This is a genomic window from Streptomyces sp. NPDC088261 (genome assembly GCF_044740805.1).
Taxonomy (GTDB): domain Bacteria; phylum Actinomycetota; class Actinomycetes; order Streptomycetales; family Streptomycetaceae; genus Streptomyces.
This window is the reverse complement of sequence record NZ_JBIURL010000014.1, coordinates 99,078-121,111: the sequence shown is the minus strand read 5'-3', so window position 1 is coordinate 121,111 and position 22,034 is coordinate 99,078. Positions and strand designations below refer to the sequence as shown.

Below are 22,034 nucleotides of genomic sequence, written 5' to 3'. Positions count from 1 at the left end.
GGCGGCACGGCGGACCGGACCGTATCCCGGTCAGGCCTTGTCGCCGTCCCGCCGCAGCCGTTTCACCAGCGCCGCCGCCCGGCCCCGGCCCGCCGCGCGGGCGGCCAGCAGGTGCAGCCACGGCGTCAGATACGTCCTGGCCAGGAGGTAGCGCTGGTTGCAGACGGTGTCCGGGCGCCAGTGGTGTTTGTACGGCTCGTTCCCGCGCAGCATGCTCAGCGTCGTACGCCCGCCCGCGCCGATCTGCCGCGCGCACGTGCGCAGCAGCATCATGGCCACGTCGACCTTCTTGGCGCGCAGCACCGGATCGGCCCCGTAGAGGTAGCCGCCGGCCAGCTGGGACGACATGAGGGTCAGGTCCGAGGCGACCAGTTCCCCGGCCAGCCGGAATTCCGTGATCATGGCGTCGCCCTGCCGGACCATGGACCGGACCGAGCGGGTCAGGTGCGCGGCGAAGCGGGTGCTGAGGTGTTCGGGGGTGACCCCGCGGCCCTGCCACTGGAGCCGGTGCAGTTCCAGGAGCCGTTCGACCGCGCCGGGGATCTCGTCCTCGGGCACGACCCGCTCCTCGATGCCGAGCGCGTCGAGCTTGCGGAGCTTGGCGCGGGCGCGCTGGGCGCGGGCGGAGGCGAGGCGGCCGAGCAGCTCGTCCATGGGGACGGCGGGCAGCTCCAGGCAGGGCGAGTCGGCGAGCTGCCTGCGTGTTCCCGGCCAGCAGGCGTGGACGCGTTCCGCCGCGGCTCCGGGCCGTACCTCCCGCAGGTCGATCACGGCGGTACGGGCCGTGCGGGCGAGGGCCTTCGCGAGGGCGGCGGCCGCGGCGTCGGCGCAGCCGTCGTCCAGCAGGACGTCGGAGAAGTCGGAGATGGAGCCGCCGAGCTGGATCAGTACGGGGAAGGGGCGGTGGATCAGCATCAGCGGGGCGGCGGCGACCAGGACCCCGCCCCGGCGGACCAGGACGACGCGCAGGCGGCCCGGGGTGCCGTACGACAGCCACCAGGAGTGGAGCCAGGCGTGGCTCTGGAAGGGGGTGGCCGTGCGGGAGCGGCGGTAGAGGTCGTTCCAGGCGGGGGCGAGGGCGGCGAAGCCGTCGGCGTCCCTGACCAGTTCGGTGGTGAACACCGAGCCGGAGAAGGACCCGGCGAGGGGTGAGGAGACGGTGGTGGAGCGGGTGACCCTGGCGGGGGTGGCGGGGGCCTGGGCCGAGGTCCTGGTCGTGGGGGACGCGGGCGTGCTGCGTGTCTTCGGTGGGGTGGCCATCACACCGTTTCCGGTTGGGGCTGGGGCTGGGACTGCGCGGAGTGCGCCGGGGATTCCGGGGTCGACGGGTTCGGTACGGTTCCGTAGGCGGCGTCCGTCCGCCGCCGCTTGGGCCTGACCAGCAGGCCGAGGCCGCCGAGGAGGCCGCCCGCGCTGCCGCCGACCAGGGCCGCCAGCGGCGCGGAGGGCGAGACCGGGTCGGTCGGTTTCACGGCGCGGGAGAACTGGAGCACCTTGACGTTCGTGCTGGTCTGGAGGTGCGAGCCGTTGACGACGAGGGAGCGGGCCACCCCGTCGGCCATGCTCACCGCGGCCGACGCGTCGGAGGACGTGGCGGTGACGGAGATCATCGGCGCGTCGGGCGAGGTGGACGTCCGTACGTTCGCCTTGAGGGTGGCGGCCGGCACCCCGGCCCACACCTGGGCGTCCCCGAGGATCGCGACCTGCGAGGCGACCCGTCCGTACGCCGTGGCGAAGCCGAGGGCCGCCGCCGGGTCGGACTTCTCGGTCGGGACGACGAGGACGTAACTGGTCGCGCTGTACTGCGGGGTGGCGACCGCCCCGTACACCCCGCCGGCCAGCGCGCCGAGCGCCGCCGCCGCCGGGACGACCGTCCACAGCGGCGGCTTCCTGAACCGGGGCGAGGGCGACGCGGGCCGGACGTCCTCGCGGCGCGGAGAACTCGATTCCTTGGTCATGGGCAACTCACTTCTCGGGTGGGGGCCGGGCCGCGCAGCGCGTTCTCGTAGACGGCCATCAGCTGTTCGGCACTGCGGGAGATGTCGTAGTGGCGCGCGGCGGCCGGGACGGGCAGGCGGCGGGCCCCGGATCCCCGGGCCGCGTCCTGGAACCGCCGCAGCTCCGCGATCAGTTCGGGAACGTTTCCGCTGATCTGCCGTGCCCCCGGGGCCGCTTCCGCGGGAAGGTCCTCCAACGCGGGGCAGGTGACGTGCAGGACGGGCAGCCCGGCGGCCAGCGCCTCGACCACCGCGAGCCCGAAGGCCTCGTCCTGGGAGGTGGAGACGAAGACGTCCATGGCGGCGAGCAGCGCGGGCAGGTCGGGCCCGTCGGCGGGGTCCGTGATCGAGGGCCCGGATCCGGTGTAGGCGTCCGGCGGCGGGTCCTGGCACGCGCCGTGCAGCAGGATCCGGTCCGCCGCCCCCCGTACGTACGCGAGTCGCTGGAGCCTGACCTGCTCGGTGCCCTCGCCGACGAGCAGCAGGCGCGCGTCCGGCAGGTCGGAGACGGCCCGCACGAGCGTGTCGAACCGCTTGCTGCCGGTCAGCCGTCCGACTCCGCCGACCACGAAGGCGTCCTGGGGCAGGCCCAGGCGCTCGCGGGCGTCGCGGCGGGCGGCGGGGTCGTGGGCGAAGCGGTCGACCTCGATGCCGTTGGGCACGACGTGGATGCGGTCGCGCCGTACGCCCCAGCGTTCGAGCCGCCGGGCGACGGTCGCGGAGACGGCGACGGTGGCGGTGCCGAGGCGCTCCCCGGCGAGGTAGAGGGCGCGGGCGCCGGTGGACAGGGGGCGGCCCTCGATCTGCGCGGCGCCGAGGGAGTGTTCGGTGGCGACGACGGCCCGTACGCCCGCGAGGCGCGCCGCGAACCGCCCGTACAGGCAGGCGCGGTAGAGGTGCGTGTGCACCAGGTCGTACTGCCCGCGCCTGACCAGCCCGGTGAGCCGGGGCAGCGCGCCGATGTCCCGGTTGCCGGTCATCGCGAGGTCCCGGACGCGGACCCCGTCGGCGACGATGCCGCGCGCGACGGCGCCCGGGTTGGTGAGGGTGATGACGTCGCTGTCGGTGGGCAGCTTCCGGAGCATCAGGCGCAGTTGCTGCTCGGCGCCGCCGATGCCCAGGCCGGTGATGACGTGCAGGACTCTCATGGGCGGGCCCGCTCGGGCCGGTGGGGGGCGGTGTACGGGACCGGTTCGCGGCGCCAGCGGTGCAGCCGCCACTTGAGGTGCAGGCGCAGGGCGGTGTCGTTCTCGCCGACGTGGATGCGCGGGAGGGCGAACAGGCCGGTGAGCGGCCCGGGGTCGATGCCGACGGCGTACGCGTACCCCGCCTGCCGTACGGCTCCGATGACGCGCTCGTCGACCGTTCCGTACGGGTAGCAGAAGCCGGTCACCTCGGTGCCGGTGATGTCCTGGAGGAGGGCGCGGCTGCGCGCGGTCTCGGCGGTGAGCGTCTCGTCGTCGGCCGCCGTGAGGTCGACGTGGCGCAGCCCGTGCGAGCCGATCTCCATGCCCGCCTCGGCGGCCAGCCGGATGCCGTCCTCGGTGAGGAGGGGCTTGCGGGGGCCGGGGCTGTCCCACTCGTTCTCGCCGCCGAGGCGGCCGGGCAGGACGTAGACGGTGGCGGTGAAGCCGTACCGGTGGAGCAGCGGTACGGCCGCCTCGTTGAAGTCGGCGTATCCGTCGTCGAAGGTCAGTCCGACCAGCCGGGCGCCCCGGCCCTCGGCGCGGGCGCGGAGCAGCTGCGCCATGCCGACGCCGGCGAGGCCCCGGCGGCGCAGCCACCTGAGCTGGCGTTCGAGGCGTCCGGGCGTGACCGTCACCTGGTAGGGGTCGTCCGTGCGGTCGGCGACCGAGTGGTACATGACTGCCCACAAGGGGCCTGCGGACGCTGTGTCAGCGGGCATGAGCGAGCTTTCGTGTGACGGGACGGAGGACGGTGTCGATCTCGGGGGCCCGCAGCGCGTGGGCGATCCCGAGGAACACGACGGCGATCACCACGAACGCGGCCGTGGCGCCGAGGACGGGTGACGGGACGAGGGCGCCGCAGAGCCAGCCGGAGCCGGTGGAGGCCGCTGCGGCGGCGATGAGTTTGACCAGGGCGCCGATCATGTACCGGGTCCTGAGGGGAACGCTGTGGCGGGCGAGGCCGTGCAGGAGCAGCGCGGCGGTGACGGTGATGCCGAGCGCGTTCGCGGCGGCGATGCCGAGGACGCCCCAGACCTGGACGAGGAGGGCGCCCGCGACGGTGGTGAGGGCGAGGCCGACGAGCATGGCCAGGGCCGGGAACCAGAGGGGGCGGGCGGCGGAGAAGTAGCAGCGGACCAGGGCGCCGACGAGGGTGTGGCCGAGCAGGCCGAGCGCGTACACCCGCATCACGGCGGCGGTGGCGGCGGTGTCCGCCCGGTCGAACGCGCCGCGCTGGAAGAGGACTTCGATGATCTGCGGCGCGCAGGCGATGACGGTCGCGGCGCCGACCAGGACGATGATCCCGGCCATCGCGAGGTCCCGTTCGACACGGCGGCGCGCCCGGTCGGTCTCCCCCGCCGCCATGGCGCGCGCGACCACGGGGAAGGTGACCGTGCAGAGCATCAGGGAGAGCACCATCGGCATCTGCGCGACCTTCTGCGCGTAGTTGAGGTGCGAGATGGCCCCGGCAGGCAGCGGCGCGGCGAGGAACCGTTCGATGAGGACCTGCGACTGGCGGCTGAGCGCGAACACGATGACGGGCGCGAGGAGTCCGAGCGCGACGGGCGGCACGCGGGGGGTGCCCTTGGGCTCACGCCCGGTCACCGGGCGCCGCTCCTTGAGCCTGCGCCACAGGGCCGGGCTCTGGACGAGGACCATCAGGACGCCGCCCGCCGCGACTCCGGCGGCGGCGGCCCGTACCCCCAGCCGGTCGCTGAGGAGCAGCATCGTCGTGATGATGCCGACGTTGTACGAGGTGTAGATCATCGCGGGCGCGACGAAGCTGCCGTGCGCGCGCAGGGCCGCGCTCATGTATCCGGCGAGGCCCATGGAGAAGGCGCAGGTGGCGGTGAGCCGGGTGCAGTCGACGGCCACCTGCGGCTCGGGCAGTCCGGGCGCGAGGGCGGCGACCACCCAGGGGGCGGCGGCCACGAGCAGGGCGGCTCCGGCGGTGAGGGCGAGGAACAGCCGGGGCAGGGTCGTGCGCATCAGGACCCGTACGGGGTCGGGTTCCGGGTCCTGGTGGGTGGCGCGGCGGGCGAGCGCGAGGCTGAACGCGGGGACGAGGATGAGCGCCATGGCGTCCTCGATGAGGAGCGTGGAGGCGACCTCGGGGACGGTCCAGGCGACGAGGAAGGCGTCGGTGTCGGGGCCGGCGCCGTACAGGTGGGCGATGGTCTGGTCGCGGAGGAGGCCGAGGAGGGCGCCGGCGGCGGTCAGCAGGGCGGTGAGGAAGGCGGCGCGCGCCAGGAACTTCCCGGAGAAGAGGCCGCCGCCGCTCGCGCCGGTCTTCGGGCCGCCCGGGCCGGTCGAGCCGCCCGCGCCTCCCGTCCCGGTCGCGCCGGTCGCGCCGATCTCCCCGGCGGCCGCGCGGGGCGGGCCGGGTTGCGGGGGGATCCCGGGGAGGGACTGCCTGGTCTCGCTCACGCCTGGGCAGCCCCGCTGTTCGCTCGGTGGTGGTGGGGGGCTCGGTGGTCCCCGGGCCCGGGGTCGCGGCGCGGCTCCCGGTGGTCCCGCGGCCCGCGGCCGTCCGTCGGTACGGCGCCCCGATGCAGGCCCCACCAGGCGGCGAGGCCCAGCATCAGCGCGGTCAGTACGGTCGAGGGGCCGCCGATGTCCGCGTACCCGAAGTCCACCACCTGCCAGACCAGCAGCCCGCCGACGACCAGTCCCGGCCCCGCGCCGGCCGGGGAGCGGCGGGCGGCGGGCACCCGGCGCAGTACGCACACCAGCAGCGCGGCCCAGCTGCCGACGAGGGCGACCGCGCCCACCAGCCCCTGTTCGCTGAGGACGAGCAGGTACATGTTGTGCGGGGAGAGCAGCGGCTGGCGCTGGAAGCCCGCGCCCGCGCCCGCCGTGTCGCTGGCGGCGGACAGGGCCAGCGAGGAGTGGCTGTCGCGGTACGCGGGGAAGCCCTTGAGCCCGACGCCGGTGACGGGCCGCTCGCGCCACATGTCGGTGGCGGCGGCCCACATCGTGTACCGGTCGGTGACGGACTGGTCGGGCGCGTCGGCGACCTGGGTGATGCTGCTCAGCCGCTCGGTGATCATCTGCGAGCCGATGCCGAGTCCGCCGACGAGCACCACGCCGAGCGCGGCGGCGGCGAGGACGACCCGGGTGGCGCGGCGTACTCCGGAGAGCGCGAGCTGGACGAGGAGGGCGGCGGCGGTCGCGATCCAGGCGCCCCGGCTGAACGACAGGACGAGCGGGAAGAAGAGCAGCCCGGCGCAGACCAGCGCCACCGCCCGCAGCCGCCCGCTCACGTCCCGGTCCTCGCCGAGCGCGTACCCGACGCAGACGACCAGGGCGTACGCGACGACAGTCGCCATCCCCATCACGTCCGTCGCGCCGAACGTGCCGACCGCGCGGATGTCCTCGCCCCGGTACGAGGCACCGGTGCCGGTGAGGTACTGCACGACGCCGAGGGCGCCCTGCCCCAGCCCGAGGACCACGACGGCCCCGGCGACGACCCGGAAGTCGCGGCGGTCGCGCAGGAGCAGCAGCAGCGCGGCGGGCACGAGGACGAAGATCTGGAGATAGCGGGCCACGCCCGGCAGGCTCGCGGCGGGGTCGTGGGAGGTGATCGACGCGACGGACACGCCGAGGACGGGGAGTCCGAGGACCAGTGCGGCGGTACGGGTCAGGGGGCGGGCCCGGTCGCGCAGGACCCGTACCAGACAGAAGAGGACGAGCAGGCCCGACGCGGCGTCGGCCGGGGTGCCGGAACCGGCGGAGCCGTCCCCGGCCGGTGTCGCCGGTACGGCGAGCAGCGCGACGACGGCGAGGGCGGGGAGGAGGGGGGCGTACCGCCGCAGCGGCCCGGGTGCTCGCGGGGTGGCGGGGACATCGGCCGGCGGGCGGCCGGGCCGCGGGTGGCCGGTGGCCGGCGGGAGGTACGCGGTGGCGGCCGTCATCAGCTGCCGGCCGGGCGGACGAGGGACACGGCGGTCCGCAGGAGGATGCAGACGTCCTGCCACAGCGACCAGTGGTCGATGTAGTGGTTGTCGAAGCGCGACCGGTCCTCGATCGAGGTGTCGCCGCGCAGCCCGTGCACCTGCGCGAGACCGGTGATGCCGACGGGCATCCGGTGGCGGGCCGCGTATCCGGGGTGGGTCTTGCTGAAGTTGGCGACGAAGTACGGGCGTTCGGGGCGGGGCCCGACCAGGCTCATGTCCCCGCGCAGGACGTTCCACAGCTGCGGCAGCTCGTCCATCGACGTACGGCGCAGGAAGTTCCCCACCGCGCTCATCCGGTGGTCGCCCGCGACGCTCCAACGGGTGGCCGCCTCGTGCGGATCGGCGCGCAGGGTACGGAACTTGAGCAGGGTGAAGGGGCGGCCGTCCTGTCCGACGCGCTCCTGGCGGAACAGCACGCCCGGTCCGTCGCAGAGCCGGACGGCGAGCGCGCAGGCCAGCAGGAGCGGGGAGACGGCGAGCAGGACGGGGGCCGTCATGACCACGTCCAGCAGGCGCTTGGCGAGCGCGCCGCGCCGGCGCGCGGCCGGGGGCTCCAGGCGGCGCCCGGCGAACCCCCAGAGGTGCTGGGCCATGTGGCCGGACCCGGCGGTACCGCCGGCCGGGCCTCTCGCGAGGGCCGGCTCCGTGGGGCCCGTACCGACGAACCAGGTGGCGCAGCCGTACGCGTGGAACAGGCCCACGAGCGCGGGGCGGTCCCCGCCCTCGGAGCGGTCCGTGCCCGGCGCGCCGGGGGAGGCGAGGCCGGAGCCGATCACGAGGCCGGCGCCGTGGTCCGTACCGGAGTCGACGAACACCGCCTCGACCACGCCGTTCTGGATGACGGCGCGGTGGATCTCCTCGGTGGAGGTGAGGACGGGGAGGGTGCCCCCGTCGCCGCCCTCCTCGTGCGCGGGCGCGGCGATCCCGACGGGCCGCAGGCCGTACTCGGGGTGCTGGGCGAGGAGGGCGGCCACGCGCCGCGCCGCCGGGACCGTACCGACGACGAGGGTGGAGCGTGGCCGGTCGCGGGCCAGGGCGCGGCGGCGTCCGTGGACGAAGGAACGGCAGGCGCACGCGGTGGCGAGTTGCAGGGCGGCGCCCGCGAGGAGGGCCGGGAGGCCGAGGGTACGGCCGGGGAGAAGCGCGGCGAGGACGGCGGCGACCGCGCACCAGGACACCGCGATCCGGGCGGCGAGCGTGGGCAGTTGGTCGAGGCCGGACAGGACGAGGCCGGGGCGGTAGAGGCCGGCGAGCGCGTTCAGCACCGTCACGCAGAGGACCAGCGGGAGCAGGACGGCGTCGCGCTGTTCCTCGCCGAGGAAGGCGGTGGAGAGCACGGCGGCGAGCGAGTCGCCCGCGACGAGCGGCAGCCGGAAGCGCAGCGGGTCGCCCGCCGGACGCCGGACCGGCACGGCCACGCGGTCGGGCGTGTCCCGGCGCGGGACGGCCACAGAGATCCGCGCCCGGGGCCGGCGCCCGGGGGGATGCGGGCCGGGGGCGTGGGGGGCGGCGGGGTGCGGGCCTGGGGCATGCGCGCCGGCCGGGTGCGGGCCGGGGGCTTGCAGGCCGGGGGCCTGACGGCCGGAGGGCTGACGCACCGTGGACGGGCGTCCTGTGGACGGGCCGGCCGGGCGCGCGCGCCCCGACGGCGGGGGAACGCTGGTGCTTTCCGTGGTCACTGGGGGATCGGCTCCCTGCGTTCGGGGCGCGGCACGGCGGCCACGTCGCGGTACACGTCCGCGATGGCCCGCGCGGTCTGCCGCACGTCGTAACTGCTGAGTACGTGCCGGCGGCCCTGACTGCCGACGGCTTCGCGCAGCGGCCCGTCGCGGAGCAGGGCGCTCACGGCCTCCGCCAGCGCGGGCGGGTCCTCGGGTGGAGTGAGGCAGAGGGCCTCCCGCCCCGGAGGCAGGCTCTCGCGCGCGCCGTCCACGTCGCTGAGGACGACGGGGCGTCCGCACGCCATCGCCTCCAGCGGGGCGACCGCCATGCCCTCCCAGCGGGACGGGAGGACGACCAGATCGGCCGCCCGGTACCAGGGCGTGGTGTCCGGTACGGCTCCGGCGAACAGGACGGAGGGCGGGGCCGCGTCCCGCAGCGCCGCGGACGCGGGTCCTTCGCCGACGAGCACCAGCCGCGCCCCCGGGACCTGGCGGGTGATCAGCGGCCAGGCGCGCAGCAGGACGTCCTGCCCCTTCTGGCGGCACAGCCGGCCGACGCACACGACGAGCGGGGCGGTGGCGGGCAGCCCGGCGAGGAGCGGGAGCGCCGCGCGGAGGGCGGCGGGGTCGTGGTCGGCGGGCGGCCGGAAGCGGTCGAGGTCGACGCCGTTGTGGACGACGGCCCAGGAGGCCCGTACACCGGCGTGCTCACCCGTACGCCGCTCCGCCTCGCTGACGCAGACGACCCGGTCGGTCCAGCGGGTCGCCCACCGCTCCCAGCGCCGGGCCAGCAGGCCCGTCACCCCGCCGGCCGCCTCGAACGACCAGGCGTGCGGCTGGAAGACGGTGGGGACACGGCCCCGGACCGCGAGGCGTCCGGCGAGGCCGGCCTTCGCGCTGTGGGCGTGGACCAGGTCGGGACGTACGTCCTCGACGAGCCGGGCCACCTGCCGAGTCTCCTCGTACAGACCGGGTCCGGGCTCGCGGGTCGCCCGCCACTCCCGTACCTCCGCACCCCTGCGGGCGGCCTCCGCGGCGAGCGGCCCCTGCGCGGGACAGGCGACCACCACCCGCGTCCCGGCGGCGGCCTGAGCCCCGGCCAGGTCCAGGACCACCGTCGCGACCCCGCCGTCGACGGGCTGGACGAGATGGAGCGCCGTGAAGCCGGTCCCCGGCCGGTGCCGCTGTGGCTGCACGCGCAACTCTTTCCACTCGTGGACCCACGGAGCCGAGCTCCGTGCTGCTGCCTCTACGAGAAACGCACCGGGAGGGGCGGAGTCACGCCCGACAGCGAATCGAACGCAATGCCGATACGGTCCGGGCGTGTCGCTGAATTCCATACACAAACACCCGGGAACCTTTACAGAGACCGGGCTGAAAATCACGCCAGACGCGCTGGAACTCCCGGAAAAATGCTGAACGTACAACCGGACTCTCGTTTACGGAAAACGCTCCGGTTCGAACGGCGCCGGAATCCACGGACCATCACGGATCACCACGGATCACCGCCGACAACCGTCGATTCCCGCCGATCACGTGCCCCGGCGGCCGTCTCCGCTATCGGGTACGGACCCCTTTCGCGTCCGCGCGTGCCCGGTCGGCGGACGCGCGTCACTCATTCGGGCGCGCAACCGATGGCCCGCTGCGGCGTTGATGGATGAGTCGGGCAACCGCGCCCGCCTGCCGTTCCCTTTATCTCCGAGGAGCTCCCCCCATGTCGCGTATCGCCAAGGCTGTTGTTCTGTCCACCGCGGCTGCCGCCGCCGTCGCCGGTGCGTCCGGCGTTGCCTTTGCCGACGCCGGCGCGCAGGGCGCGGCTGTCGGTTCCCCCGGTGTGCTCTCCGGCAACGTGCTCCAGATCCCGGTCCACGTCCCCGTGAACCTCTGCGGCAACACGGTCAACGTGATCGGTCTGCTCAACCCGACCTTCGGCAACACCTGCGTCAACGCCTGACCTCCGGTCACCGTCGGCGCCGACGCCGGGAAGAGCCGCCCGCCCCTCGGGGGCAGGGCGGCTCTTCCGCTGTACGGGTACCGCCCCGCCACCCTTTCGGCGGCCGGGCGGCGGGGGCCGTGGCGCCGGGCGGTGACAGGTCGTACCAGGTCAGGGGAGGTACGACCACCAGTTGGCCGACAGTGCGTCAGATGCCCGATCGGTTGCGGGGCGCGGTCGCGGAACTCACGGTGAGACCAACGTTCCCGACGCTCCGCCCCGAAAGGACACCCGCATGCGTCCCCTGCTGCCACGTCGCGCCGCCACCGCCACCGTCTGCGCCGCGCTGATCATCGGTACCGCGGGCCCGGCCGTTGCCGCCTCCCACGCCGCGGACGAAGCGGCCTCGCTCCGCACGGCCCTCTCCGCCCGCCACGACGCCGACGCCCTTCGCGACGACGCGGACCAGCACATCGCGGCGATCAAGGACGCGCTGGGGCTGTTGGGCAAGGCGGTCCCGGCGGCTCTCGCCGCTCCTGGCACCCCCGGCGCTTCTGTGACCCCGGCCGCTCCGAGGCCCGCCGCTCCCGGCCGCGACGCGGACGACGGCTTCCACACGCTCCCGGCCGACGCGAGGAGCGACGCGCTCGCGGCGGTACGGAAGTCGACGGACAGCCTGGTCAAGGCCACCGCCGCCGCGGCTCCGACCGACGTGCTCACCCAGCTCCAGGCGCTGCTCGCCTCGATCATCACCCTGCTCTCGAACCTGCTGAGCGGTGACCTGACCAAGCTGCCGGACCTCCCCAAGCTGCCCGACCTCCCCAAGCTGCCGGACCTGCCGAAGCTCCCCACCACCCCCGGCGTCCCCACGACGCCCCAGCTCCCGGCGACTCCGGGGCAGTCCTCCTGAGCGCACTCCGCCCGTGAGAACGGGCCGCCGCACGCCCCCGCGCCCGGGTCCCTCGTCGAGGGATCCGGGCGCGGGGGATTTGATACGAGAATAAGCCGAGTCCCCTTCATTCGGGTGGCCTGCCCAGAATTCCTTCCGCACGGAGTTTCCGGGGCGCCCAGGAATCGTTACCCATGACGAGGCCGCGCGAGGGAAACCTCCAAGAGGCCCGCGCGAAAGGCGAGTTGTCTCGCCGCCGTCCTGCCGCTTGTCCCGCCGCCTCGCCACTGACATCGCAGAAAGAAGGATTCAAGAATGAAGCCCATGAAGGTCGCCGCGGTCGTCGCAGGTTCCATGATGGCGCTGGGTGCCGCCAGCCCCGCCTTCGCCGCGGAAGGCTCCTCCTCGATGAGCCTGAACGGCGCCGTCGACACCCTGGCGAGTGACGGGCTGCGCAGCGGTTCGCCGCTCAACACCAACGCGCTCGACTCCAAGAACAAGGGCTCGCTCATCAACGCGGTGAAGGACACCGCCGCGAGCCTGAGCAAGTCGAAGGGCAACAAGCTGCTCGGCGGCATCCCGCTCGGCAAGGCGCTCGGCAAGTAGCACCGGACCTTCCGGAACGCGGTGCGCCGCCGCGGAGTTCGCCGTACCGGCCCCCGCCCCGTCCGCCGGGGCCGGGGGCCGAACTGCTCGTACCGGCCCGGCCGGCCAGGACGGATCCCGCCCCACCGACCCGATCAACGGTCGGTCAGCTGATCCAGAAGTCCCACCAACGGGTGAGGATCAGCATCCCGATGATCCCGATGTGCAGCACGGGCAGCACCCAGGTGAACTCACCGAGCAGTCCGCGCAGCCCGGCGGGCGCGGGGATGATCCCGTGGCGGAGGTTGCGGGAGGTCACGTACCAGAACATGACGATCGTGCCGACCCACGCCAGGCAGCACCACAGGCACAGCGAGTTGATCCGGTAGAGGGACTGGTACTGGAGCCAGGTGCAGAATCCGACCCCGAAGAGCGTGCCCGCGTTGAGGCCCAGCCAGAACCAGCGGCGGTAGCGCGCCCCGGCCAGCAGCGCCAGACCGATCCCCATCACCACGGGATAGGTCGCCAGCCCCAGCATCGGATTCGGGAACCCGAACGCCGAGGCCTGCGCGCTCTTCATGATGTTCCCGCACGACACCACCGGATTCAGACTGCATCCCGGGGTGAAGTTCGGGTCCTCCAGCAGCTTGAACTTGTCCAGCGTGATCACCCACGCCGCCAGCAGCCCCATCGCACCGGTGATCACCAGCATCACCGCGAACGCCCGAACACCGCCCGGGGAAAGGCCGGTTCCGTCCGCCGCCGCCGTCTCGTCCTTCGCGTGTTTCCTGTTTCCTTCGCCGGCTGTCGCATTGCCGACCAGTGCTGATGCCATGCTTCTCAGGCTCCCTGCGTGAGGCGATGCTTTCCGCGCTCCGTGAATGGGGCGGTGCTTTCCACTCCCGCCACCCGGCGCCGTTCCGGCCGCGCCGCCTCAGCCGCGCAGGCTCCGTACCGGAAGCAGGCAGTGCGCGGCGCTGGACAGCACCTCGTCGTCGCCGATGAAGGCGCGCAGACTCTCCTCGGTGACGGGCTTTCCGGGCGTCCCCGTCGTCCACGGCCGGGTCGCGACCATGAAGTAGACGTGCCCGATCTCGCGGGCGTCCTGCTCCCACTCCGGCGGGACGGGGCACTGCGCGTTGAGGTACGGCATGGTCAGGACGGCCCGGCCGGCCTCCACCAGCAGCTTGATCCCGAGGCCGGGGGCGTGGGAGAGGTCCATCAGGTCGCCGCCGGGCTTCAGCCCGACCTCGCCGAGGACGGTCCGCATGGTCTCCTCGCCGGCCTCCGGGCCCTCGCGGCCGTCACCCAGTGAATAGGCGAGCAGATAAGGCGCGTTGCGTTCTTCGTCGGCGGGATCGCTGGTCCAGGGAATCACCGAAAGGGTGCCCAGGAGAGGGGTGTAACGGAGGCTGTTCGCGGCGGTGTGGGGAGTGGTCATGCTCCCGCACAGTAGCGGCCCGCGGGGAATGTCCGTGAGTCCGTGTCACCCGAGTGGGCGAGCGCACGCCTATGTCGTTCTCCTGTACGAGAGTTGGTCCCGCGCCGGAGCCTCCTCTTCGTGGCAAGCTCCTTGACCACGCCCCGACCCGAGAGGAATTCCCATGACCACGCTGGCGGAACAGGCCGCGGCAGGGGGAGAAAAGCCAAAAGGACCCCGACCGGATCTCGGGGATCCGTCGTTCTGGCAACTCCCGCACGCCGAACGGCTGCACGCGTTCGCCCTTCTGCGCCAATGGGACGCGCCCCAGTACTTCGTGGAGCGGGAAAAGGGCCGGGGGCGGCCGGAGCGGGGATTCCACGCGCTCGTCACCCACGCGGACGTCGTCGAGGCGAGCCGTAACCCCGAGGTGTTCGCCAGCGCGCCGGGCGCCACGACACCCGAGCCGGCCCGCTGGGTGCGCGCGCTGTTCGGCGACTCCCTCGTCAACCTGGACGGGCCGCGGCACGCGCAGCTGCGCCGTATCGTCTCCCGGTCCTTCACCCCGCGCATCCTCGGGCGGACGGAGGAGGACATCCGGGCGGTGGCGGCGCGGATCGTGGACGACGTGCTCGCGGACGGGGGTGCCCGCGCGGCTCGTTCGGACCGGCCGGGGGACTTCGTCACGGCGGTCGCGTCGCGGATGCCGTTCGAGGTCATCTGCAACCTGATGGGCATCCCGGAGAAGGAACGGCCGGCGATCCTGGGCCAGGTGAACCGCGCGTCGGGCGACACCGGGGTGGCGCGGGCCGCCCGCGACCGGTTCCGGATGCCGGGCAAGGGCCTGCGGGCGCTCGCCTCGATGCAGGGCATGGTGGCGGACCTGGGCCGGGAGCGCCGCAGGAGGCCCACGGACGACCTGGTGTCGATGCTGGTCAGCGCCGACGTCGACGGACAGGCGCTGACGGACCGTCAACTGGGCGCCTTCTTCTCGCTCCTGATGGTCGCGGGCGTCGAGACGACCAGGAACGCGATCGCCCACGGCCTGGACCTGCTCACCCGCCATCCGGAGCAACGGGCGCTGCTGATGGGGGACTTCGATCGGTACGCGGACGGCGCGACGGAGGAGATCGTGCGGCACTCGACGCCGATCATCCAGTTCCGGCGCACGCTCACCCGGGACCACCGGATGAACGGCCACGCCTTCCGCAAGGGCGACAAGGTGGTCCTCTTCTACGCGTCGGCCAACCGCGACGAGACCGTCTTCGCCGACCCGGACGCCTTCGACATCACGCGGAGCCCGAACCCCCATGTCGGGTACGGGGGCGGGGGGCCGCACTACTGCCTGGGCACGTACCTCGCCAAGCAGGAGATGAAGGCGCTGTTCCGCGAGCTGCTGACGCGGGCGCCGGAGCTGCGCGCGACGGCGGCACCGGTCCTGGTCCCGTCGAACTTCGACAACCGGGTGCGGTCGATGCCGTACGTGGTCGGGAGGGGGTGAGGGGCGCGCGCCGCCTGTGAGGGGGCCCAGTTTTCCCCGTACAAAAAACCGCTCGGCGCCCGCGCACCGTGCGTGCCATGGTGTGCGGATGCTGATCCGAGAAGCCACCGCGGCGGACTGGCCCGCCATCTGGCCCTTCTTCCAGGAGATCGTCGCCGCGGGCGAGACCTTCACGTACCCGACCGACCTGACGGAGGAAGCCGGGCGGGACATGTGGGTGCTGTCCGCCCCGAACCGTACGGTCGTCGCCGTCGACGGCTCCGGGGCCGTCCTCGGTACGGCGAAGATGAACACGAACCAGATGGGCAACGGTTCGCACGTCGCGAGCGCGAGCTACATGGTCGATCCGGCGCGTTCGGGGCGGGGCGTGGGCCGGGCGCTGTGCGTGTACACGGTGGAGTGGGCGCGGGCGGCGGGGTTCCGAGGGATCCAGTTCAACGCGGTGGTGGAGACGAACGAGTGCGCGGTGAAGCTGTACCGCTCGCTCGGCTTCGAGGTGGTGGGGACGGTGCCGGGGGCGTTCCGGCATCCGGTCGAGGGGTATGTGGGGCTGCACGTCATGCACCTGGCGCTCTGACGTTGTTCGCCGTTGTTCACGGTTGTTCACCGAGGCGCCCTTGCAGATTTGACATGCTACGGACATGCTTTTTCCGGAGTGAGGTCTACCCGCATAGATCGAGAGTTCCAGAGCTCCACAGATCCGGCGCAGCCCTGAACGCCCCCACACCGCCGCCGCGTCGAGAGGCGCACGCGGCCCGCCTCCAGGAGGATCGCTTGAGCCCGTTCCGCATGTCGCGCACGTCCCGCACGCGCCGCAGTGCCCTCGCTCTCGCACTCTGCGCCGCCACCGTCGCCACCCTGCAAGGGGTGGCGTCGCCGACGGCGGGCGCCACGCCGGCCGCCTCCACGTCCTCGTCGTCCTCCTCCACGTCGAAGGTTGGCCACATCGAGGACAGCACGGCCCGCGCGTTCGCCGAGTCGCTCAGCGAGGGGAGCTGGCGCACCCAGGTACGTACCGCCGCGCTCGCCTCGGACCAGATCGACCTGCGCGCACTGACCGGCCGGACCGCGACCCGGGCCGGCAGCGCCCTGGAACCGGCGATCGCGACCGCCGACCGGCGCATCGCCGAGGCCAAGGGCCTGGCCGCCGACACCGGCTCCCTGCTGCGCCTGCGCCTGGCCGCTCCCTCCATGCGCGCCGAACTGGCGTCGGGTACGGCCCCGCTGGTCGCGGCGGCCACCACGGACGACAGCGCGGAGACGATCACGGCGTACGACAGCCGGGGCCGCGCCCACACCCTGGACGCCCGGCGGACCCCGGACCGCCCGGTCTACGTGGTGGACATCGACGTGTCGCGGGCGATGGCGGCGGGCCTGAAGACCCTGAACAAGGAACTGACGGCCAGGGGCCTGGCGACCCCCGCCAAGCAGCTCTCCACCTCCGCCTCCGCCTCCTCCCCCACCTCCTCCTCCCCCACGCGGTCGGCGGCGGCGGGCTTCTGGACGACCAGGATCGACTCGGTCCAGCTGTCGAACGACGAGGAGCCCTGGGTCTCGGGTGACGCCGAGGTCTTCTCGATCGTCAGCGGCTTCGGTTTCGACGGCAAGGTGCGCGTCGACACGGTCGACATGCCGTACCTGGACAACGACGGCACGACGTACTACCCGAACCAGATTCTCGTCAACTGGTCGTCCTACAAGTACAACCTGGCCGACGTCGTGATGATGGAGGACGACGGCGACACCAACTACCAGGCCCTGGCCAAGGCCCTGGCGGACGCCCTCCTCACCATCACCGACCTGGGCACGTACATCCCCCTGGTGAACGCGATCCTCGACGCGATCCCCGCCTCCTGGTGGACCAACGACCCGGACTACGTGGACTCCTGGTACACCCTGGCCAACACCTCCACAGGCCGCCTCAACGGCGCCCGGGCCAACGGCTGGCTGACGGTGACTCCGTACTTCGTCACCCAGTCCTGACTTCACCGCACCCCACGACAGAACCCTTCGGGACCGGTTCCTCCCCCCCTGTTGAACGACCGGGGGGGGAGGACCGGTCCCGAAGGCGTCCCAGCCCTCCCCCAGCCCCCGACTCCCCCCACCCCACCCCACCGGGTCGATCACCGCGTGCGGTACCGAGGCCGGCCAACGGTTTCCCCTCACGGGCTCCGCACGCCCCACACCACTTGGTCACCGCACCCGCTTGTGACAGGTAGGCGGTCGGTCGGGCAGGATCCTTGCTTGTGCCGGCGCGTCCGGAATCCGCGTCGCGCGACAGATCCGGGGGGAAACCATGGACCACGCGACGGACGAGCTCGAACCGTCCCGCCTCCAGAAGGCCGTCGAGACGATCGCCATCACGCCGGAGGCGGCCACCCACCTCGTGGGCGGCTACCGAGCGACTTTCGAGAGCAAGTTCAAACGACAGCCGGAGAGCCTGGAGGACAGGCGCAGGATCGCCGCCAAGATCATCAGCCGCTACTCCAAACTGTCGGCGGCCGCGGGGGCGGTCACCGCGGCCCCGAGCGTGATCCCGGGGGTCGGAACGGCGGTCGCGGTCCTGGGCGGCGGTGTCACGGACGCCGCCGTGGTCCTCAAGCTCCAGGTCGACATGTGCATGTGCCTGGTCGAGGTGTACGAGACCGAGCTGAGCACCGAGGACAAGAAGCACCTCGCCTTCGTGCTGGCGCTGGCGGGTTCGGCAGAACAGATGGCGGCGAAGGGCGGCAGGGCGGCGGTCCTGAAGATCGCGGAGAAGCTGGTCTACCAGTACCTGCGAGGACCCGCCCTGATCACGATCAAGCAGCTGTTCAAGCGGGTGTCCATCACCTTCACCCAAAAAGCCATGGCCAAGGCCATCCCCGCCGGCGTAGGCGTCGCCTTCAGCAGCACGGCCAACTACGTCCTGACGACGGTGGTGGGCAAGGTAGCGGTCACAGTCCTGGCCAAAGACGTGAAGTAACAACGCCCGGGCCGCCCGCAGGACGGAGGAGGCGCCCACGGCTGGAAAATCGCCGGTTCCGGCAGTGGCCCTCGCCACGCCGAGCGGCCATCGGCACCCGAACCGACCAACAAGCCGGAACCGACGAAGTCCCGTCCGATCGAGATGATCGGACGGGACTCGCGCAACCGCCTACGAGGCAACCCGCGAACGGCCTGTGCGGTGGGCTGTTCACGACGGCGTACGCGGCCAGTGTGGACGGTCTTCTGCCCTGTCAGACGTTGTCCGGGCAGAGGGCGAAGTGCTCAGCTGCGACCAGGAGAGCATCCCTCTCGCTCACCGGCGGTGCGGCGAGAAGGTCGGCAGGGTCATGGTCCCCCGGGGAGGTCATCTCCTCGGGGAAGACCTCCCTGGATTCCCCATGGGCGGAACTCACCGTCGTTCGAATCCAGCGCGTCGAGCAGCAGCGGCCACAAGCCGGAACGTGTGCGTCCGGTGTGCGTCCGTGCCCACAGTTCGACCGTGGCCGACCCGTCGCTGAGCCACAAGGGCTGTGCATCTCCATCACCTTCATCGGATGTGACCATCCGGCCTGGCGGGAGCAGGTCCTCAAGACGCGATGGGGCTCCAGGGCGCTTGGGGCGGATGCCAGTGCTGCGGCCCGGGGGCATCACTGAGAGGTTCCGACCACTCGATCGCGGAACTCAGGCCAGTGAGGTCGGGAAGGGGCTCCTCCGGTGTGAGAGTGCTGCGGACGACACCCTCACGTTCGCCTGCGGCTGCCTCGTCAAGGTCGTCGCCGAAGTCCGCCGAGGTGTCTTTGTCGAAGGGGCCGATGTCCCAGGTGCCCATGGTCTCTCCTGATCATGATGTCGACCGGGGCATCGTGACAGAGGGCCATCGTGACAGAGGGCACTGACAGCAGCCGCGGCGTCCCGGGGCGAGATCGATTCCCGAACTGGTGAAGGTGGCGGCCGATTTCCGTTGATGGCCACGGCGTCCTTCCCCTGTCAGTGGCAGGGGCAAGGATGGGCGGCATGACGAAGACCGGGGCGGACTACGCGTGGTTCGAAGACGACTTTCCAGACATCGCCGAGGCATACTGCTTCACTCTGGTGCGGGGCCTGTCGCCCTCTGAGCTGATTTCGCGGCTCGAAGGACGATCGAAGGCACCCTTGCAGGGCATAGCCGCAGTCGTCGAAGCCGCTTTCGCCCGGTACGAGCTCGAGGGTGGCGACCGCCAGCTGGTCGCCGTGACGACTGTCGGAGCCTGGACGCTGCTGATCGAGCCCAACGGCTACCTCGGGGTCACCGAAGAGCGAGCGCTTCCGGCCTCCGCCGGCATGAGCTGGATCTCGCATTTCGTCAACATCAACGCCGTCGGTACGTTCCTCTGGGCCGAGGACCAGGCCCAGCGGCTCTGCTTCGACCCCATGTTCCCCGAAGATCGCTGGGGCACCGCACCCGACGAATTCCTCGGCGCCATGACTCGCATCGGCTTCCACGTCGACGAGGACGCACCGGAAACCGAGAGGGACCTTTCCTCACCAGCCGCCTTCGCTCTGGCGGAGCATCTCACCGGCATTGCCATCACTCCCGAGCTGCTCCAGGACACGGCGTTCACCTGCGCCACCGTCCAGATCCGATGACATCTTCCGTCCGCACACCCGCGGCCGGGCCCATGGATACGGCGGGGGTGATGACGCGTGACGAACATCAGTGACGACCACGTGAAGGTCCACTTCCGGATGGACATGGACGAGGACGGGTGGCCGCCGGCGAGTGTCGAGAGCCTGTGGGCTGTGGACCTTGGCGACGGCACGGTGCGGTTGGACAACACGCCCTGGTTCGTACGCGGAGTCGCGAGCGGGGACATCATCAAGGTGGGGCTCGATGGCGAGGGCGTCCGCTGGGCCGAGGAGACGGTCCGCGCCTCGGGAAACTGCACGATTCGGCTGATCGTACTGAAGGACGGCGGCTCGGCCTCTGCTTGTGAGAGCGTACTGAAGATCTTCCACCACCTCGGCACGACCGGCGAGGGGATCGAGCACTACCAGATGGTCGCTCTGGATGTCCCGACCGATGCGGACCTCCCTCGAATCCGCGAGCTGTTGGAGCACGGTGAGGCGAAGGAGTGGTGGTGTTGGGAGGAGGGGTGCGTCAAGGCTGCGTGGAGAGACATTGCCGCGACATGACCGGGCCGCAGGACCTTCGTCGGCAAGCTCGACGAGTTCCGCCAGGACCGGCACTCCTCCACCCCAGCCGGCAGGACGCCTACCGCCCCTCACGCACCCGACCCACCCCGAAACCCAGGCGGCCGCCCCTCCGCCAGACAGCCGCCCGAGGCCCCACCCACGTTCGGGCACCACCTCGAACACACCCCACAAACGCCGAGATCCCGCCCAGCCTTTCGGCTGAACGGGATCTTGAGACGATCCTTGAGAGCTACTCAAGAACTGTCGGTGCAGTGGACCTGAGGGGATTCGAACCCCTGACCCCCTCGATGCGAACGAGGTGCGCTACCAGACTGCGCTACAGGCCCTTGCAACGAGTGAAACCTTAGCACCCCCGTCGCCGTGCCCGGAAATCCGTTGGGTTCGGCGGCTGGTCACGGGGTGGTCGTCACTCGTTGGCAGCTCGGGGGCGGTCGCCCTCCTCGTACTGGTCGAAGAGGGGGGTCCTGCCCCGGTCGCGGGTGCGGCGGGGTGGTGGGGTGCGCTGGGCCGGGGGCTGCGGGGGTGCCTCCGGGGTGGGTTCCGCCGTGGAGGAGCGGGCCGCGCTCCAGGTTTCCGGGTCGCCGACCTCGACGCCGCCGCTCGCGCGGGGGGCGACCGGGGCCGTGACGTACGTCGGGAGCGGGACCGGGACCGGCTCCCAGCTGTCGCCCCGGGCCGGGCCGCGTTCGCGCTGCTGGTCCACCCACTCCGCGTGGTCGGTCTGCTCGACCAGCGCGCGGCGGCCCGCCTCCTGCGGCGAGACCGTCGCGGGGGGAGCGGCGTCCGGCGGGGATTCCGGCTCCTCCTCGTCCGGCGCGCCGGCTCCGGCACCGGCACTGCCGGCGGGCGGTGGCTGGTGGCGGCGCGGGCGGTTCTCCCGCAGGCGCTGCGCCGCCGCCTCGGCCCTGCGCCGGTCCATGGTGAAGGCGAAGCGCCGTCGTTCCTGGCCGCGCAGATGCACGATGTAGACGCTGAGCAGGACCGCCGGGACGGCCGGTGCCCAGAGGAGTCCCAGGCCGCCCACCGCCGCCACGATCGCGCCGAGCGTGAAGGCGAGGAAGAGGAGGACGGTGGTACGGCGACGGCGCGCGAGGACCTGCGAGCGCTGCGCGCGCCGGGCGCGTTCCGCCGCCGCCCCCGACTGCCGTCCCGCCCGCGGACGTACCGCACGCGGGACCCGTACCGGACGGGCCGTACGGGAGGGACGGGACGGCCGGAACGTACGTTCCGGGCGCGCCGGCTCCGGGACCGGGGCGTGCACCTGGGCCGGTCCCGCCGTCTGGGCCGCCGCCTGCCGGGGTGGCGCGGGGCGCTGCGCCGGCGGGCGGGGCTGCGCCTTGGCCTCCCCGCGAAGCTCCGCGGGGATCTCCAGGCGCGCCTCGGTCCGGTCCGGGGGCGCGGAAAAGGCCCGGACGTCGACGGAGCTCATCGACTCCGCCCGATCGTCCGGTTCGACGTCGGAACCCGCCTCCTCGGCGGCGCGTACCTGTAGCTCCTTGGCGTAACGACGCTCCATGGCGCCCCGGCCGGACAGCAACCGGATCGCGGTGCTGAACCGTTCCGTCGGGCGCGCCTCGTTGAGCTCGTCCTGCCTGCGGAGCCACATCGGCACCAAGTAGGCGGCCCAGGCCCCGACGATGACTGCGTAGATGAGGCCGCTGCTGCTCACGGTTCACACCGTAGAGGGGTTCGCGCGAGGGCATCCGCCAATTGGGCCGGTGTGTCGCACGATCTGGCTGATATCA

At 72.5% G+C, this 22,034-nt stretch carries 21 protein-coding genes and 1 tRNA gene; 9 read left to right on the top strand and 13 right to left on the bottom strand.

Annotation, left to right across the window (positions count from 1 at the left end):
* Positions 1 to 30 precede the first annotated feature (30 nt).
* The 8 genes from ACIODU_RS25075 to ACIODU_RS25040 form a co-directional block, all read right to left on the bottom strand.
* Positions 31 to 1,260, bottom strand: a complete 1,230-nt coding sequence (locus tag ACIODU_RS25075) for a GNAT family N-acetyltransferase (protein ID WP_401769980.1) — start codon at positions 1,258 to 1,260, stop codon at positions 31 to 33.
* Positions 1,260 to 1,958: a lipopolysaccharide biosynthesis protein gene (locus tag ACIODU_RS25070; RefSeq protein ID WP_401769979.1), complete on the bottom strand. Its 699-nt coding sequence runs from the start codon at positions 1,956 to 1,958 to the stop codon at positions 1,260 to 1,262. Before ACIODU_RS25070 ends, ACIODU_RS25075 begins: the two co-directional genes overlap by 1 nt.
* On the bottom strand, positions 1,955 to 3,145 hold the full coding sequence (locus tag ACIODU_RS25065) for a glycosyltransferase (RefSeq protein WP_401769978.1): 1,191 nt from the start codon (positions 3,143 to 3,145) through the stop codon (positions 1,955 to 1,957). The genes ACIODU_RS25070 and ACIODU_RS25065 overlap by 4 nt, the downstream gene beginning before the upstream one ends.
* Positions 3,142 to 3,903, bottom strand: a complete 762-nt coding sequence (locus tag ACIODU_RS25060; protein ID WP_401769977.1) for a polysaccharide deacetylase family protein — start codon at positions 3,901 to 3,903, stop codon at positions 3,142 to 3,144. The genes ACIODU_RS25065 and ACIODU_RS25060 overlap by 4 nt, the downstream gene beginning before the upstream one ends.
* Positions 3,893 to 5,611 carry a murein biosynthesis integral membrane protein MurJ gene (gene murJ, locus ACIODU_RS25055; protein WP_401769976.1) on the bottom strand — a complete coding sequence of 573 codons (1,719 nt, stop codon included), beginning with the start codon at positions 5,609 to 5,611 and terminating at the stop codon, positions 3,893 to 3,895. The genes ACIODU_RS25060 and murJ overlap by 11 nt, the downstream gene beginning before the upstream one ends.
* On the bottom strand, positions 5,608 to 7,098 hold the full coding sequence (locus ACIODU_RS25050) for an O-antigen ligase family protein (protein ID WP_401769975.1): 1,491 nt from the start codon (positions 7,096 to 7,098) through the stop codon (positions 5,608 to 5,610). Before ACIODU_RS25050 ends, murJ begins: the two co-directional genes overlap by 4 nt.
* Positions 7,098 to 8,558 carry a sugar transferase gene (locus ACIODU_RS25045; RefSeq protein WP_401769974.1) on the bottom strand — a complete coding sequence of 487 codons (1,461 nt, stop codon included), beginning with the start codon at positions 8,556 to 8,558 and terminating at the stop codon, positions 7,098 to 7,100. Before ACIODU_RS25045 ends, ACIODU_RS25050 begins: the two co-directional genes overlap by 1 nt.
* 257 nt (positions 8,559 to 8,815) lie before the next feature.
* Entirely contained in the window at positions 8,816 to 9,997 is a 1,182-nt protein-coding gene (locus ACIODU_RS25040) for a glycosyltransferase family 4 protein (RefSeq protein ID WP_401769973.1), read from the bottom strand.
* Positions 9,998 to 10,515: 518 nt separating this feature from the next.
* On the opposite strand from ACIODU_RS25040, the gene ACIODU_RS25035 reads away from it, so the two are divergent.
* The 3 genes from ACIODU_RS25035 to ACIODU_RS25025 all read left to right on the top strand — a co-directional run bounded on the left by ACIODU_RS25035 (position 10,516) and on the right by ACIODU_RS25025 (position 12,229).
* Positions 10,516 to 10,755 carry a chaplin gene (locus ACIODU_RS25035; protein ID WP_356426856.1) on the top strand — a complete coding sequence of 80 codons (240 nt, stop codon included), beginning with the start codon at positions 10,516 to 10,518 and terminating at the stop codon, positions 10,753 to 10,755.
* A 274-nt stretch (positions 10,756 to 11,029) separates the two neighbouring features.
* Positions 11,030 to 11,644, top strand: a complete 615-nt coding sequence (locus ACIODU_RS25030; protein WP_401769972.1) for a hypothetical protein — start codon at positions 11,030 to 11,032, stop codon at positions 11,642 to 11,644.
* 294 nt (positions 11,645 to 11,938) lie between these two features.
* Positions 11,939 to 12,229, top strand: coding sequence for a hypothetical protein (locus ACIODU_RS25025; protein WP_356426850.1), 291 nt, complete (start codon positions 11,939 to 11,941; stop codon positions 12,227 to 12,229).
* Positions 12,230 to 12,374: 145 nt separating this feature from the next.
* Here the strand turns inward: ACIODU_RS25025 and ACIODU_RS25020 are convergent, their stop codons facing one another.
* Together ACIODU_RS25020 and ACIODU_RS25015 are read right to left on the bottom strand one after the other, a co-directional pair.
* Entirely contained in the window at positions 12,375 to 13,043 is a 669-nt protein-coding gene (locus tag ACIODU_RS25020; protein WP_401769971.1) for a vitamin K epoxide reductase family protein, read from the bottom strand.
* Between the two features lie 99 nt (positions 13,044 to 13,142).
* Positions 13,143 to 13,649: a DUF5949 family protein gene (locus tag ACIODU_RS25015; protein ID WP_401769970.1), complete on the bottom strand. Its 507-nt coding sequence runs from the start codon at positions 13,647 to 13,649 to the stop codon at positions 13,143 to 13,145.
* A 163-nt stretch (positions 13,650 to 13,812) separates the two neighbouring features.
* Between ACIODU_RS25015 and ACIODU_RS25010 the strand changes: the two genes are divergently transcribed.
* From ACIODU_RS25010 to ACIODU_RS24995, 4 genes are all read left to right on the top strand, one after another.
* Entirely contained in the window at positions 13,813 to 15,129 is a 1,317-nt protein-coding gene (locus ACIODU_RS25010) for a cytochrome P450 (protein WP_401769969.1), read from the top strand.
* 88 nt (positions 15,130 to 15,217) lie between these two features.
* Positions 15,218 to 15,706 (top strand): GNAT family N-acetyltransferase, encoded by a 489-nt coding sequence (locus ACIODU_RS25005; protein WP_401769968.1) that lies wholly within the window; start codon positions 15,218 to 15,220, stop codon positions 15,704 to 15,706.
* 197 nt (positions 15,707 to 15,903) lie between these two features.
* Positions 15,904 to 17,112 (top strand): DUF3103 family protein, encoded by a 1,209-nt coding sequence (locus ACIODU_RS25000; protein ID WP_401769967.1) that lies wholly within the window; start codon positions 15,904 to 15,906, stop codon positions 17,110 to 17,112.
* 313 nt (positions 17,113 to 17,425) lie between these two features.
* A complete protein-coding gene (locus ACIODU_RS24995) occupies positions 17,426 to 18,094 on the top strand; it encodes an EcsC family protein (protein WP_401769966.1) in 669 nt (222 codons plus the stop codon).
* A gap of 588 nt (positions 18,095 to 18,682) precedes the next feature.
* Here the strand turns inward: ACIODU_RS24995 and ACIODU_RS24990 are convergent.
* Positions 18,683 to 18,925: a DUF4259 domain-containing protein gene (locus ACIODU_RS24990; protein ID WP_401769965.1), complete on the bottom strand. Its 243-nt coding sequence runs from the start codon at positions 18,923 to 18,925 to the stop codon at positions 18,683 to 18,685.
* A gap of 185 nt (positions 18,926 to 19,110) precedes the next feature.
* Here ACIODU_RS24990 and ACIODU_RS24985 point away from each other — a divergent pair, with 185 nt between their 5' ends.
* Entirely contained in the window at positions 19,111 to 19,722 is a 612-nt protein-coding gene (locus ACIODU_RS24985) for a DUF6461 domain-containing protein (RefSeq protein ID WP_401769964.1), read from the top strand.
* 57 nt (positions 19,723 to 19,779) lie between these two features.
* Positions 19,780 to 20,268, top strand: coding sequence for a DUF4265 domain-containing protein (locus ACIODU_RS24980; protein ID WP_401769963.1), 489 nt, complete (start codon positions 19,780 to 19,782; stop codon positions 20,266 to 20,268).
* Positions 20,269 to 20,541: 273 nt separating this feature from the next.
* Here the strand turns inward: ACIODU_RS24980 and ACIODU_RS24975 are convergent.
* Positions 20,542 to 20,615: transfer RNA gene (locus ACIODU_RS24975), tRNA-Ala, on the bottom strand.
* 80 nt (positions 20,616 to 20,695) lie between these two features.
* Positions 20,696 to 21,958 carry a gephyrin-like molybdotransferase receptor GlpR gene (glpR, locus tag ACIODU_RS24970; RefSeq protein ID WP_401769962.1) on the bottom strand — a complete coding sequence of 421 codons (1,263 nt, stop codon included), beginning with the start codon at positions 21,956 to 21,958 and terminating at the stop codon, positions 20,696 to 20,698.
* Positions 21,959 to 22,034 lie beyond the last annotated feature (76 nt).